Raw genomic sequence first — 14141 nt, 5'->3', positions numbered from 1 at the left:
GCCGTCAGGCCGCCGTGTTCTTGTTGGCCGGTTTGCGGCCTGGTTTCTTGCGGCTGTTTGCGTTCATGAAATCAATCACCAGCGGACGGATATTGTCGCGCCAGCTGCGGCCGGCAAAGATGCCATAGTGGCCGGCACCCGGCTCCAGGTGGCTGGCCTTCATGCTTTCAGGCAGTCCGGTGCAAAGATCCAGCGCCGCGACGCATTGGCCGGGGGCAGAGATATCATCCTTGGCGCCTTCGACAGTTTTCACCGCAACATTGGTGATCTTGCCGATATCGACCTTGTGGCCGTTGACCACAAATTCGTTGCGGGCGATCTCGCGTCTTTTGAAGACACGCTCGACGGTGGACAGGTAGAACTCGGCTGTCATGTCCATGACGGCAAGATATTCGTCGTAGAAACGGTTGTGGGCATCGTGATCCGAAGCCTCGCCGCGGGAAACACGGTGGATCTGGTCCATGAATGCCTTGGAGTGGCGTTCGCCGTTCATCGACATGAAGGAGGACAGCTGCAGCAGGCCCGGATAGACCTTGCGCCCGACACCTTTGTTTTTGTAGCCGACACGCTGGATCATGGTCTCCTCCAGCTGGCCCATGGTGACGCGCCGGCCAAAGTCAGTGACCTCGGTCGGGGTGGCGTCCGGGTCCACCGGGCCGCCGATCAGGGTCAGCGACGACGGCTGCGCCTTGGGGTCCTGTTCGGCCAGATAAGCGGTCGCTGCCAGGGTCAGCGGCACTGGCTGGCAAACCGCGACAACATGGGTGTCGGGGCCCAATTCGCGCATGAAGTCGACGAGGTAGAGCGTGTAATCCTCGACGTCGAATTTTCCTGCGGAAACAGGTATATCGCGGGCATTGTGCCAGTCCGTCACATAGACTTCGCAATTGACGATCAAGCTTTGGACGGTGGACCGCAGGAGAGTGGCGTAATGACCGGACATCGGCGCAACCAGCAGCACCTTGCGCGGCTGTTCCTCGCGTCCGTTGACCTTGAAATGGATCAGATCGCCGAACGGGCGTTCGACAACAGTGGTGATGTCCACCAGATGGTCCTTGCCGTCTTCGCAGGTGTAAGTGCGGATACCCCAGTCCGGTTTCACCACCATCCGCTGGTAAGTACGTTCCGTCACTTCACCCCAGGCGGCCATCCAGCTGAGCGCAGGGTTTGGCAAGGCGGAAAAGACCGGGTAAGATGCCATGGAAAGGGCGGTTGCGCCCAACCATTGGTTGGTGTTCCGGACGGTCTCCATCAGATCGTAGGTCATCATGTATCGCATGCGTGTCTCCTTCGGGTTCTGCCCCTGCGTCATCGGATCGTCAAATCCGGAACATTGGACCAATCGCCGCTTTGCCCTGAAAAATGCAGAAGAGTATTCTGCATAGCAGAAAGCCTATGAGGGATTCTTTTATATGACAACTAGTGACGAATTATCCGCAGCACCCGATTCTGAGAGCATTGAAAAGCTTAAGGAAAACATGAGCCGTGTTGAGGAGCTGACTAAGCGTCTGGCTGATGTCATGTCCCGGAAGACCCCGCATAACGCCGCTTTGGACGGTCCGAATCAAGAGCTTTATGCGCGTGCAGCAACTGCGTACTGGACCGAAGCGATGCAGAACCCTGCCAAGATCCTGGAACAGCAGGTGGCATACTGGAGCAAATCGGTGCTGAATTTCGCCGAAGCGCAGAAGGCCCTGGCGGGTCAAGCGCAAAGCACGGATGACGGCGGCGTCAGGGACCGCCGGTTTTCGAATCCGCTGTGGGAGAGCAGCCCGTATTTCCACTTTGTGAAACAGCAATACATGACCAACGCCGATGCGATCCGCAACGCGGTGCAGGATGCGGACGAATTGGACGGCAAGGACAAGCAGCGGCTGACGTATTTTGCCGACCAGATCATAGAGATGATGTCGCCGACCAATTTTCTGCCCACCAACCCCGATGCGCTGGAAAAGGCTGTTGCGACCGAAGGCCAGTCGCTGATCGACGGGCTGGAGAACCTGGTCACCGATCTGGAAGCCAACAATGGCGAGTTGGTGGTGCGGCTGGCGGATGAAAGCGCCTTTGAGCTGGGCGGCAATATCGCCACCACGCCCGGCGATGTGGTTTACCGCAACCGGATGATGGAGCTGATCCAGTACAAACCCGCGACGGAATCCGTGCATGAGATCCCGATTGTCCTGTTCCCGCCATGGATCAATAAGTTCTACATCCTGGATCTGAAGGCACAGAACAGCATGATCAAATGGGTGACCGAGCAGGGCTATACCCTGTTTGTCGTCTCGTGGGTTAATGCGGATGCCAGCCATGCCGAGGTGGGGATGGAGGATTACATCCAAGAAGGCATCCTGACCGCGATTGAGACCGCCAAGGAGATCTGCAAGGTCAAGCAGGTGAACGCCGTGGGCTATTGCATCGCCGGCAGCACGCTGAGCCTGACCTTGTCGCTGCTGAAGCAGCGCGGCGACACTTCGGTGAAATCGGCGACTTTCTTTACCACGCTTACCGACTTTGGTGATCAGGGCGAATTCACGCCGTTCCTGCAGAATGACTTCGTTGACGGGATAGAGGCGCAGGTGGAAGAGGAAGGGCTGCTGCGCTCCTGGGTGATTGCACGCACCATGTCGTTCCTGCGCTCCAAGGATCTGATCTATGGCCCCGCTGTCAAAAGCTACATGATGGGCGAGACCCCGCCCGCCTTTGATCTGCTCTATTGGAACGGCGATGGCGCCAACCTGCCGGGCCGGATGGCGGTGCAGTATCTGCGGGGCCTTTGCCAGAATAATGAATTCGTTGGCGAGGGGTTCGAGCTGATGGGCCACAAGCTGCATATCAAGGATGTGGATGTGCCGCTGATGTCGATCACCTGCGAGACCGACCATATCGCCCGCTGGAAAGACTGCTACCGCGGCGTGCAGCAAATGGGATCGCGCAGCAAAAACTTCATCGTGTCGGAGTCCGGACATATCGCGGGTATCGTCAACCCGCCCAGCAAAAAGAAATACGGCCACTACACCAACGCTGATCTGAAAGGCGATAGCGAAGCCTGGATGGCAGGGGCGGAATACCACGAAGGCTCCTGGTGGCCGCGCTGGAATGAGTGGCTTAAAAAGCGGTCCGGCAAGCAGGTTCCCGCCCGCGACGTGGGAGATTCGGGCTATCCGTCTTTGATGCCGGCCCCTGGGTCTTATGTTAAGGTCAAGGCAAACCGTTGATTTGACAGGATTTGCGATTTTTTTCTGCACTGCAGCATCAAAAACCTTGAAATGCTGCAGTGCGGCACGCATATTCCTCTCATGCTAAGAGCGCAGGATGGTCCTGCTGCAGCTTTCTGAGGAATTAGAACTATGGCAAAGACCCAAGACTTCACCGCGATGATGAAAGACTTCATGGGCGCATTCCCGGTCGACACCAAAGCGATGGAAGACGTATTCAAAAACACCGCAGCCCTGAACGAGAAGCTGTCCGCCGTTGCGCTGGACGCTGCCGGCAAATCCGCTGAGCTCTCGAACAAGTGGACCAAAGAAACCATCTCCAAGCTGGGCGATGTGTCCAAAGTCAAAGCCGACCCGGCCGACTATGCCAAAGCCGCAACCGATTTCGCCTCCGCTTCTGCTGAAGTGGCTGCTGAAAACATGGCTGCCTTTGCTGAGATCGCCAAGAAGGTCCAGATGGAAACCGTTGAACTGGTGATGGCTGCCGGAAAAGACATGGGCGAAGAAGCCACCGCAGCTGTGAAAAAGGCCACCGACGAAGTGACCTCCGCTGCGAAAAAAGCTTCGGCCACTGCAAAGTAAGATCGACCACAGACCGGCCCTGGCTCTCCTCCCTGACGGAGCCGGACTGTGAGAAAGGGCGGGCCGCAAGGCCTGCCCTTTTGCCGTTCAGGGGTCAGTCCGGCAATCCGGCCCGCCGCAGACCGTCGCAGTAGTGCTCCAGATCTGCTGCTCTGACAAAGGGCATGGTCTTGCTGATGCGGGCGAGCGAAAACTCCGGCTCCAGGCCAAGGATACGCCCGCATTCCCGTGCCGCCGCAGCCCTGTCTCCCAGTTGTGCATAGCAGGCAGCCAGATGGCGGTGCGGGGCCGGAAAGCCCGGAAACAGCCCGACAGCCTTGTTCACTTCTGATATGCCAGGGCGGTACTCCCGGCACATATACAGCGCCAGCCCCCTGAACCAGTGGAAGTAGGTTGGATGGAACGGGTTGCGGCCAGAGGCTTGATCCAATTCGGCAAGGGCCTTTTCGGGCTGGCCCCGGTACACATAAGACAGGCCGCGGAAAGCCATTGCGTCAGTGTCGTTCGGGTTCAGGGCAAGGGCGCGCTGGAAATGGTCTTCTGCCAGAGAAAATTCGCCCTTGAACAGATGCATGACGGCCAGGCGGCGCTGCACGGCGCTGTCCAGAGGGTCGATACGGGCGGCGCGGCGCAGATACGGGAAGGCCTGATCCAGGGTGGCTTCAGGGGACAGGCCCCAGCCGCTCATCCATTCGACCAGAAATGTGAGCGCCAATCCGGAATAGGCCGACGGGTTCCCAGGATCGCTGTCACAGGCACTCCGGTACAATTCCCTGCATTGATACAGTGTGTCCCGGGTGTCGAGGATCAGAGCTTTGGCTTGCAGGACCAGTTCCTTGGATGTCCAAGGGCCGCCGCTGGCCAGAACTTCGGCTGATATCCGTTTTGCGGTGGCCTGCAACTGTCCGGCCAGGGTTTGGGTGATTTGCCGTGCCAAAGCGTCCTGAAGGCTGAACCCGGCCTGATTTTCCAGATCGTATTGTTCACTAAGCAGCGTTGTGCCGCTGTAGCCATCTGCCAGCGAAACAGCGACACGCAATTGTCCGGACCGTTGCCGCACCGTGCCCTCAACCAGGTAACGGACGCCCAATTCCACTGCAGCCAGGGATGTTTCAGATGCGCTGCCGGCAAAGCGGAGTGCAGTGGTGCGGGAAATGACACGCAGCTCACGGAACCGGGAAAGGCCAATGGTCACGTCTTCGGTCAGGGTTTCGCCCAGACTGTCTGCACCGGGAGCAGCGGGGGATTTGTTCAGGAAAGGCAGAACGGCCACGGACACTTCGTAGGCAGGGCCTTCGGCCTCAAAGCGCGGCATCGGGTTTTCGGCTATGCGGAAGATCCGCACCGGGTCTGAGATGTTGCGGATAACCTGCAGGCCGAGGTCGTCAAAGGCTGCATTGATCCTGCCGCGGACCTGTTCTTGAACCGTGCCGGAAACACAGATTTCACCAGGTCCTGCAAGGCTTTCGAGGCGGGCGGCGATATTGACGCAATTGCCGAACAGATCGTCCCCGGCAGCAATGACGGTTCCTGTGTGAATTCCCATTCTCAGGTGCAGATGTGGCGGAGGATGGCTGGCCGCCGCGGCAGCGGTCCGCTTGGCAATCAGCAAGGCGGCTTTGACCGCTTGCACGGAAGTTTGGAACTCCAGCAGAAAGCCGTCGCCCTGTGATTTGACAAGCCGGCCTGAATACTGCTGTGCGGCTGGCACGACGATATCGTCCGCAAGAGTGCGAACGGCAGCGACCGCTTCCGCCTCCCCGGTCTCAACCAGTGCGGAAAACCCAGCCACATCAGCGATTAAAACAGCAGCTTGTCTTTGTCTGTCCCCTTGGTCAGCCATCATTCCCGCTACCACAGACTCGAAAAGACTCTGCCTGAATTGTATCACATCATGCCCTGTTTTCTGCACCTCAATTGCAAAATGTTCGATTTTTGTTCATGGAAAGCTGCCTTGAGGTCAAAACTGCGCATTGCGGAAACTGGTGTATTGCGGCTCCCAGCCGGTCATTTGGCGCAGTTTTGCAGACCCCATCTGCTGATCCAATGCCGGCCCCTCGGCCCAATCGCCGTATTTGATCTGCACGTGGCTGAGGCTGCGCACAACATAGCTGGCGTCATGGTCCTGGCGCCGGGCAATCCCGCGGGTGATCTTTGCCATTGGCACGCCGGTTTCCGCTCTGGCATTGAAGTGGCCTTTTAGCTTGGGGGGCTCCATCAGCAGACGGTAGGCGCGGGCAAGATCCGCACGTTCGACCAAGGGCCAGCGGGTTGCGATACTGCCCCGGATCTCAAACGGTATTCTATGACGGGCAGCCTCCAAGTAGCGAAAAACACGCCGCCATCCGGGTGATAGAGCATCGCCGGGTGGATCACCGCAGTTGAACCTGCAGGTGCTGCAACGGCGGTGCAAATGGGCTGTCCGGAACAAATGTTGCGGAAAACATGCGAAGGCTTCCCTTTTGTTCTGCGCTGGCATAGGCTTTGCTGCAATGCGTCATGACCGGGGAGGGAAGACATGGCAGAGCAGGACAAACCCTTGCTGATCAAGCGGTACGCGAGCCGCAGGCTTTATAACACCGAGACCAGCGATTACGTCACGCTGGAAGATATCGCGGGGTTCATCCGGGAAGGGCGGGAAGTGCAGATCGTCGACCTGAAAACGGGCGATGACCTGACACGGCAGTACCTACTGCAGATCATTGCAGAGCATGAAAGCCGCGGCGAGAATGTACTGCCGGTGAATGTTCTGAACGACCTGGTGCGCAGTTACATGGTGCCCGGCGGCGGGGTAATGCCGCAGTTTCTGCAGTCTTCCTTTGATATGCTGCGCGAAAGCCAGTCCAAGATGATGGAAAACATGAGCGCGATGAATCCGATGGCCAAGATGCCGGGGTTTGAGGCGATGAAGGCGCAGCAGGAAGCGTTTCTGAAGGCAATGACCGGCGGCCTTGGCGGGGCCGGCTGGACCGGCGGCGCACCCGGGGAAGAGAAATCCGAAGGCGGCGAGGACCTGGACGACATCAAGAAGCAGCTGGCTGAGCTGCAGGAAAAACTGTCCAGGATGAAGTGAGGCGATTGGCGGCAGCGGGGGACTGATCAACAGGGGCTCCCGCCTGTTCGCAAACAGTTTGCGACTGTTCCTTACAGTTGGGCGTGGCACCGCGGTGCGGTGTCATTCTGTTTTTATGCGGTTTCAGCGCAAGACTTGCAGCGCCCGTGCGCTGCGCCGGGGTCCAGACGCCGGGATCGGCGGTCAGGCGCCGGGTTTGATTTTCAGGACATTGTGCAGCCGGTGGTACGGCGCATTCCTGACGATTTCGTCCAAATCGCCGGTTTCCGGCTGCGGTTTGGAGCGATGAAACAGGTAGGCGCTTGCAGCAAAAGACAGGGTGCAGGCCCCGGCAATTGCGCTGACGATGACTGTTTCCATTCCCATGGCTTCAAACATGCTGTTCTCCGGTTTCACGACCAATATAGGCATGGAGTGCTGAAATTTCCATATCACTTTGCACTGCCCGTGTTCTTTGCGGCTTCCAGCACATGGCGGGCCAGTGTTTCCGCGGCTTCGCGTTCTTGCGTTTTGATCCGCCGCCGCGCCCGTCCGCCGAGGCGGGATGCGGTGGCGAAGATGAAACCTGAAAAAGATAAAAGGGTCAGGCCAAGGGCCAGCCCGCCCGTTACTGTGCCGGCAATGGCGGCGCCGAAGCTGGCCAGAAGCGCGCCGGCTGCCAGGCGTTGCGACCATTGTCCGATCACCTGATCGGCATCCTGCGCCTGGGCTTCGGCATTTCCGGCCCGGGTGGCGAAGGCAGTCAGCAGATCCGCCACGGTAAGTCCGGTTTCCGGGTCGTTCGCGGCCCCGATGGCGGCCAAAAGCGCAGCCCGTTCACTGCTGCTGGTGGAAACCGCGCGGATGATTTGCGTCAGCGCGTCCTCGCTGACGGGATCGCCCATGCTGAGCGCATTGGCCATCGCAACCAGGGCTGTGGCCGGGCGCCGTTCAAATTCGGGAAGCGGGGTCATGGCGGCAAACTGTACGGCGCAGCCCTGGATTGCAATCACGAAAAACCCCGGCACAAGGGCCGGGGTTGCAGCGTGTTCAAACACTGGTAGTTTTCAGGCGGCAGCCTTGGCCATCGTTTCCTCGGCCGCGGCCAGCAGAATGTCTGCAATCACATCCAGTTCGGCATGGGTCAGGCGCACCGGCAAGCGCACGTCGCAAGCCTTCATCAGCATGGCGCGGGTTTGCGGCAGATCGGGCTGATCGCGCAGGAACTGCCAGTTCCAGAAGGCGCGGGCGTTGTCGGTAGAGAGGCCGAAGACCTGCACCTTGACGCCCTTGGCTTCTGCCGCGCTGGCAAAGGCGCGGGTCTGCGCCTCGCTGAGGCCTGCCAGATTGAACTGGATCGAATCCGGCGCGCGGCGTTCAGGGGCCAGCGGTGCGGGCACGTCAAAGAAAGGGGAGGCATTCAGCCGTTCGGCCACATAGTCATGGTTGGCCAGCCCGTCGCGCACCCGGCGCGCCAGTTCCGGCAGCTGCGGGCGGATCACGACGGCGGACAGGTTGCTCATCCGCAAGTTATACAGCGGCAGCTGGTTCTGCCACTTGGCAAAGGCCTGCTCCAGATCCGGGGTGTTTTCCCCATGCGGGCCCTTGTGCTTTTTCCAATTGTGTTCATAGGCGCCGGACATGATCACGGCGCGGGCAATCAGATCGGCGTCATCGGTGACCAGGATACCGCCTTCGCCGGCGTTAACCATCTTGTAGGACTGGAAGGAGAAGCAGCCAACCTTGCCGATAGTGCCGATATTCCGGCCGTTCCAGGTGGTGCCCAGCGAATGGGCCGCGTCCTCGACCACCGGGATGCCGCGGGCATCGCACAGCGCCATGATCGCATCCATGTCGGAGGTATGGCCGCGCATGTGGCTGATGATCACCGCCTGCACGCTGTCCAGCTTGGTCTCGAAATCTGCCATGTCGATACGGTAGTTGCCGCCGACCTCGCACAGCACCGGCACGCAGTCGGCGTGCACCACCGAGGACGGCACGGCGGCAAAGGTGAAAGCGGGGATCAGCACGCGCGCGTCGCGCGGCAGGCCAAGCGCTTTCAGTGACAGGAACAAGGCGGCGGAGCAGGAGGAGACTGCCAGCGCATATTTGCTGCCCAAAAGGTCCGCATATTCCTGTTCCAGCAGCGTGACCGGAGCGTTTTCCGGCGCGGTGTAGCGGAACAGGTCGCCCGACTGCATCAGGGCCTCGATTGCCTCAAGGGCAGCTGCGGGAATGGGTTCAGCGTCATGAACGTTGGGCGGCAGAGCCATATTTCAAAATCCTGAATTGTTGCTTCAGGAAATGTAAAACTAGATGCCGGAAATGCCAAGAGGCGACGCGGCGGAAAATGCAGGCGCAGGCGAAATTTCACAGAAATGTTGCGGAGTTGCGCGGAAACCGGCCTGGGGTCAGACCCCCAGCCGGTCGCGCAAGGCAAACCAAGTCATTGCCAGCACCAAGAGCGGCGAGCGCATCCGCGGTCCGCCCGGGAAACGCGGGGCAGGGACGCGGGCCAGGGTGTCGAACCCTTCTGCCTGTCCCTGGATCGCCTGCGCCATCAGCTGGCCTGCATGGGTGGCGGTGCCGACACCATGGCCGGAGTAACCGGAGGCAGTCAGCACATTGGGCGCCAGCCGCGCAAGATAGGGCATCCGTTTCATGGTGATGCCCAGGGTTCCGCCCCAGGCGTAGTCGACGCGAATATCTTTGGTATGCGGGAAGATCTGCTGCATCGGTTTGCGCACCGTGGCCTCGATATCGGCGGGAAACCGGTAGCCATAGCTTTCGCCGCCGCCAAACAGCAGCCGTTTGTCATGGCTGAGACGGAAATAGTTCACCACGAATTTCGTGTCCGCAACGGCGACGTCCTGGGCAAGCACCCGGGCCGCGTCTTCTTCCAGCGGTTCGGTGGCAACGATGAAATTGTTGATCGGCATCACCCGCGCGGCGACTTGGCGGTTCAACCCGCCCAGATAGCCGTTGCAGGCGAGGATCAAATGCCCGGCCGTAACCGTTCCATTTGCAGTCCGCACCCGGATTTGCGCGCCTTCCTGGATGTCCAGAACCTCGCTTTGCTCAGAGATCTGCGCCCCCGCATCAGCGGCCGCCCGGGCCAGGCCCAGGGCATAGTTCAGCGGGTGCAAATGGGCGGCACCCATGTCCAGCGATCCGCCCTGATAGGCGGGCGAGGGGCAGATGGCGTGCAATCCAGCCTCATCCAGCGGTTCGATCTGATCGTAGCCGTAGCGGTTTTGCAGATGTTCGGCATAGGCGTGTTCATGGGCTGCTTCGCCTTTGGAGAAACAGGCATGGGCAATGCCGGGGGTCAGATGGCAGTCGATGCTGTGCCGGGAAATCAACGCTTTCACCAGATCCTTGGCATCTTCACCCAGCTGCCAGAGTTTTAGCGCGTCGGCCTTGCCCATCAGCGCTTCCAGGCCGTCCTGTTCCATCCGCTGGCCGCTGCCAAGCTGGCCGCCATTGCGGCCCGAGGCACCAAAGCCCACGCGGTGCGCTTCCAGCAGCACAACACGCTGCCCGGCCTCGGCCAGATGCAGCGCAGCGGACAGGCCGGTATAGCCGCCGCCGACGATGCAGACATCGGCCGTCACGTCGCCATCAAGAGCCGCGAAGCGATCCATAGGCGCGGCTGTTACCGCGTACCAGCTGTTTGGATATTCGCCCTTCCGGTCATTGGAATAGAGCAAGTTCATGCCCATAGCACACCTCTTTCCGGCGCAGTCGTCCGCCGGGACGGCCTGCACTTCATCTTTCTAAAAATACTCAATTGCATTGGCGCTGCACCTGGGCGCAGCGCCGGAGGTTTACACGTTCATCAGCAGATGCTCGCGCTCCCAGGGGGAGATCACCTGAAGGAATTCGTCATATTCCGCGCGTTTCACGATGGAGTAAACGCGGGCGAATTCCGGGCCCAGAACCTCATGCAATTCAGTGGCCTCGTCAAAAAGATCCAGCGCCTGACCCATTACTTGCGGGATATCGCCTTCGCCCTCATAGGCGTCGCCCTTGAACTGCTTGCGCGGGCGCTCCTCGTTGATCAGGCCAAGATAGCCGCAGGCCAGCGACAGGGCGATGCCCAGGTACGGATTGCAGTCCATACCGGCGATGCGGTTTTCCACCCGCCGCGCCGCGGGGCCCGACAGCGGGATCCGGATGCCGGTGGTGCGATTGTCGCGCGCCCATTCCAGATTGATCGGGGCGGCGTGGTCCTTCACGTAACGGCGGTAGGAGTTCACATAAGGCGCCATCACTGCCAGTCCCGCCGGCAGATGGTTCTGGAAGCCTGCGATGTAGTTGTAAAACGCATCCGTCTCACCGCCCTGCGGGCCGGAAAAGATATTCTCGCCGGTTTCCATATCCAGAACCGAATGGTGGATGTGCATGGCTGAGCCCGGCTCATCTTCGATTGGCTTGGCCATGAAAGTGGCAAAACAGTCGTGGCGCAGCGCCGCTTCGCGGATCAGCCGTTTGAAGTAGAAGACTTCATCTGCCAGTTTGACCGGGTCGCCGTGCAGCAGGTTGATCTCCAGCTGGCCGGCGCCGCCTTCCTGGGTGATGCCGTCGATTTCAAAACCCTGGGCCTCGGCGAAATCATAGATATCGTCGATCACCGGACCGAATTCATCCACCGCAGTCATCGAATAGGCCTGACGCGCCGCCGCCGGGCGGCCGGAGCGGCCCATCATCGGCTTGATCTCATGCGCAGGATCAATGTTGCGGGCAACCAGGAAAAACTCCATTTCCGGCGCCACTACCGGCTTCCAGCCCTTGTCGTGGTAAAGCTGCACCACCCGCTTCAGCACATTGCGCGGGCTGTAGGGGATTGGTTTGTCGTGCCGGTCATAGGCGTCGTGGATCACCTGTAGCGTCCAGTCGCCGGTCCAGGGCGCCGCTGTGGCCGTGGACATGTCCGGCTTCAGCGTCATGTCCTTTTCGATCCAGCCGTCCTCATCCGCGGCATCGGCCCAGTCGCCGGTGATGGTCTGGTAGAAGATGCTGTCGGGCAGGTGGAAATAGTCGGTTTTTGCGAATTTCGATGCCGGTACCGCCTTGCCACGGGCGATACCGGGAAGGTCCGAGATAACGCATTCAACTTCGTCGAGACGACGGCCCTCCAGATAGGTTTTTGCTGCTTCGGGAAGGGCGTCGAGCCAGGCTGACATTACGTCCTCTCTTTCCTGTAAAATTCTGCGAGGAGGGTTGCGATTTCTTGGTTGTCCACGGGGGCGTCCAGCTCGGCGGCTGCACGGTCCAGCAGGTCGTCCGGCACCACGCCGCGGCCGCGTTTTTCAATCAGGCCGCCGACAAAGGCGCTGGGAAATTCGGGGTGGGGCTGCCAGGAGATGATGTGGTCGCCATAGGCCAGGATACCGTTCTGGCAAAAGCCGTTGCCGCCCAGCACGCGGGCCCCTTGGGGCCGTTCCACCACCTGATCCTGATGCCAGGCATTGAGGGTCAGGTCCTTGCCGTCCACCTGATAGGTGACACGGCCCACGGCCCAGCCGCCCTCGAACTTCCTGACCTTGCCGCCAAGCGCTTGGGCAATGATCTGATGGCCGAAACAGATGCCGGCCAGCGGCTGTTTCCTGGCGTTGATCTCGCGGATCAGATCCTCCAGCGGCGGGATCCAGGCGTGGTCTTCATAGGCGCCATGCTTGGAGCCGGTGATCAGCCAGGCGTCGGCCTCATCGGCGCTGTCCGGCAGCACCCCGTCCACCACGGCCCAGGTTTGAAATTCAAAGCCGTTGCCGTCCAGCATATCGCGGAACATGCCGTCGTAATCTCCGAAAGGGCCGAACAGATCTTCGGGGGAGTGGCCGGTTTGCAGGATACCGATTTTCATAAGTCACCAGATTTGATCAAATTGAGCCTAGCTGAGGGGGCTGAAGCTGGCAAGGCGGCTCTATACCGCTTCCAGCCAGGACAGCCAATGGCTCTCCCGGGGGCGCTCGGCAAAGCCTATCAGCTCTTGCCGTTTGGTCATCACCAGGTTCCGGATGGCAAGTTCCGGCAGCACACGGGCGATCAGCGGGTCGGTCTCAAACCAGTTGATCGCGGTCTCCCAGTCGGCGGCCAGCTGCGGCAGGCCTTGGATCTCGTAGATGTTGCCCTCGGACGGAGCGGGCGGCTGCATCTGATCTTCGATCCCGGCCAGGGCAGAGCCAAGCACGGTTGCGAGCATCAGATAAGGGTTGATGTCGCCGCCGGCGACGCGGTGTTCGATGCGGCGTGCCTTGTGGCTGCCGCCGGGGATGCGGATGGCGGCGGTGCGGTTCTCGTAGGCCCAGGCGGCGCTGACGGGCGCATGGGCGCCAGGCACCAGCCGGTCATATGAATTACCGTGCGGGGCAAAGATCAGCGAGCTGGCGGGCATCGCCGCCAGACAGCCCGCCACCGCGTGCATCAGCAGGTCCGAACCCTTTTCGCCGCCGTCGTCAAAGACGTTGCTGCCGTCCTGATCCTCGACCGAGAAATGCACATGCATACCATTGCCGGCTTCTTCAGCATAAGGCTTTGCCATGAAGGTCGCGGCAAAGCCGTGTTTGCGTGCAAGCCCTTTTACCAACGCCTTGAACAGCCAGGCATCATCTGCAGCCCGCATCGCCTCCTGGTGGTTCAGGTTGATCTCAAACTGGCCCAGGCCCGCCTCGGAAATTGCCGATTGGGCAGGTATGCCCATGGCCTCAGCGCCGTCATAAAGATCCGTGAAGAAGTCGTCGAACGCGTCCAGCTCTGCCACCGACAGCACCGACTGCTGATCCAGCTCACGGCCGGTCTGCGGGTCGATTGGCGGGGCAGGGCGGGGGCCGCTGTCATCCAGCAGGCTGAACTCCATCTCAGTGGCGGCCACAACGCTCCAGCCGCGTGCCGCATAGCGCGACAGCACATCAGCCAGCACATGCCGGGGATCGCCAAGGAAGGCAGTGCCATCTTCCCAGTACATCGCCATCGGCACCAGCGCCGAGGCGCTTTTGAGCCAGGGCATCGGAACGGCGCCGCGTTCAGTCGGCAGCATCACCCCATCGGCGTCACCGGTTTCAAACACCAGCGGATTGTCTTCCACATCGCGGCCCCAGAGATCGACATTGAGGGTGGAGATCGGCATCCGTGCCGCGCCGCTGTCAAGCTTGGCGGCCATGCCCGCAGGCAGGCGCTTACCGCGCATCTGGCCGTTCATGTCACAGGCGGCAATGCGTATGGTCTTCAGTCCGGACAGGTCCATAGGGGGCTCCATGAATGCGTTGCGCCAACCCTAGCGCAGAGAATTG

At 60.3% G+C, this 14141-nt stretch carries 13 protein-coding genes; 3 read left to right on the top strand and 10 right to left on the bottom strand.

Going from position 1 to position 14141, the window contains the following annotated elements; translation table 11 throughout:
* Window positions 1-4: 4 nt before the first annotated feature.
* Window positions 5-1279, bottom strand: a complete 1275-nt coding sequence (phaZ, locus tag ETW24_RS12035; protein WP_129371276.1) for a polyhydroxyalkanoate depolymerase — start codon at window positions 1277-1279, stop codon at window positions 5-7.
* Window positions 1280-1412: 133 nt separating this feature from the next.
* Here phaZ and phaC point away from each other — a divergent pair, with 133 nt between their 5' ends.
* The gene (gene phaC / locus ETW24_RS12030) at window positions 1413-3215 is read left to right on the top strand and encodes a class I poly(R)-hydroxyalkanoic acid synthase (RefSeq protein WP_129371275.1); all 1803 of its coding nucleotides are present in this window, start codon (window positions 1413-1415) and stop codon (window positions 3213-3215) included.
* 132 nt (window positions 3216-3347) lie between these two features.
* Window positions 3348-3797: a phasin family protein gene (locus ETW24_RS12025; protein ID WP_129371274.1), complete on the top strand. Its 450-nt coding sequence runs from the start codon at window positions 3348-3350 to the stop codon at window positions 3795-3797.
* Between the two features lie 94 nt (window positions 3798-3891).
* On the opposite strand, the gene ETW24_RS12020 is transcribed toward ETW24_RS12025, so the two are convergent.
* Together ETW24_RS12020 and ETW24_RS12015 are read right to left on the bottom strand one after the other, a co-directional pair.
* Window positions 3892-5643, bottom strand: a complete 1752-nt coding sequence (locus tag ETW24_RS12020; protein WP_254695605.1) for an adenylate/guanylate cyclase domain-containing protein — start codon at window positions 5641-5643, stop codon at window positions 3892-3894.
* 114 nt (window positions 5644-5757) lie between these two features.
* Window positions 5758-5958, bottom strand: coding sequence for a hypothetical protein (locus ETW24_RS12015; RefSeq protein WP_164982741.1), 201 nt, complete (start codon window positions 5956-5958; stop codon window positions 5758-5760).
* A 357-nt stretch (window positions 5959-6315) separates the two neighbouring features.
* On the opposite strand from ETW24_RS12015, the gene phaR reads away from it, so the two are divergent.
* Window positions 6316-6870, top strand: a complete 555-nt coding sequence (gene phaR, locus ETW24_RS12010; RefSeq protein ID WP_129371271.1) for a polyhydroxyalkanoate synthesis repressor PhaR — start codon at window positions 6316-6318, stop codon at window positions 6868-6870.
* Window positions 6871-7053: 183 nt separating this feature from the next.
* On the opposite strand, the gene ETW24_RS12005 is transcribed toward phaR, so the two are convergent.
* The 7 genes from ETW24_RS12005 to ETW24_RS11975 form a co-directional block, all read right to left on the bottom strand.
* Window positions 7054-7248, bottom strand: a complete 195-nt coding sequence (locus ETW24_RS12005; protein ID WP_129371270.1) for a hypothetical protein — start codon at window positions 7246-7248, stop codon at window positions 7054-7056.
* A 53-nt stretch (window positions 7249-7301) separates the two neighbouring features.
* Window positions 7302-7907: a hypothetical protein gene (locus ETW24_RS12000; RefSeq protein ID WP_254695604.1), complete on the bottom strand. Its 606-nt coding sequence runs from the start codon at window positions 7905-7907 to the stop codon at window positions 7302-7304.
* Window positions 7908-7916: 9 nt separating this feature from the next.
* The gene (locus ETW24_RS11995; protein WP_129371268.1) at window positions 7917-9122 is read right to left on the bottom strand and encodes a DegT/DnrJ/EryC1/StrS family aminotransferase; all 1206 of its coding nucleotides are present in this window, start codon (window positions 9120-9122) and stop codon (window positions 7917-7919) included.
* A 138-nt stretch (window positions 9123-9260) separates the two neighbouring features.
* The gene (locus ETW24_RS11990) at window positions 9261-10571 is read right to left on the bottom strand and encodes an NAD(P)/FAD-dependent oxidoreductase (RefSeq protein WP_205877252.1); all 1311 of its coding nucleotides are present in this window, start codon (window positions 10569-10571) and stop codon (window positions 9261-9263) included.
* A 105-nt stretch (window positions 10572-10676) separates the two neighbouring features.
* On the bottom strand, window positions 10677-12035 hold the full coding sequence (locus tag ETW24_RS11985; protein ID WP_129371266.1) for a glutamine synthetase family protein: 1359 nt from the start codon (window positions 12033-12035) through the stop codon (window positions 10677-10679).
* Complete coding sequence (locus ETW24_RS11980) at window positions 12035-12715, bottom strand: type 1 glutamine amidotransferase (protein ID WP_129371265.1); 681 nt, start codon at window positions 12713-12715, stop codon at window positions 12035-12037. Before ETW24_RS11980 ends, ETW24_RS11985 begins: the two co-directional genes overlap by 1 nt.
* A gap of 60 nt (window positions 12716-12775) precedes the next feature.
* Window positions 12776-14095 carry a glutamine synthetase family protein gene (locus tag ETW24_RS11975; protein ID WP_129371264.1) on the bottom strand — a complete coding sequence of 440 codons (1320 nt, stop codon included), beginning with the start codon at window positions 14093-14095 and terminating at the stop codon, window positions 12776-12778.
* Between the last annotated feature and the right edge of the window lie 46 nt (window positions 14096-14141).

This window comes from Leisingera sp. NJS204 (assembly GCF_004123675.1).
Lineage (GTDB): Bacteria > Pseudomonadota > Alphaproteobacteria > Rhodobacterales > Rhodobacteraceae > Leisingera.
This window is presented reverse-complemented; position numbering and strand designations above follow the sequence as displayed.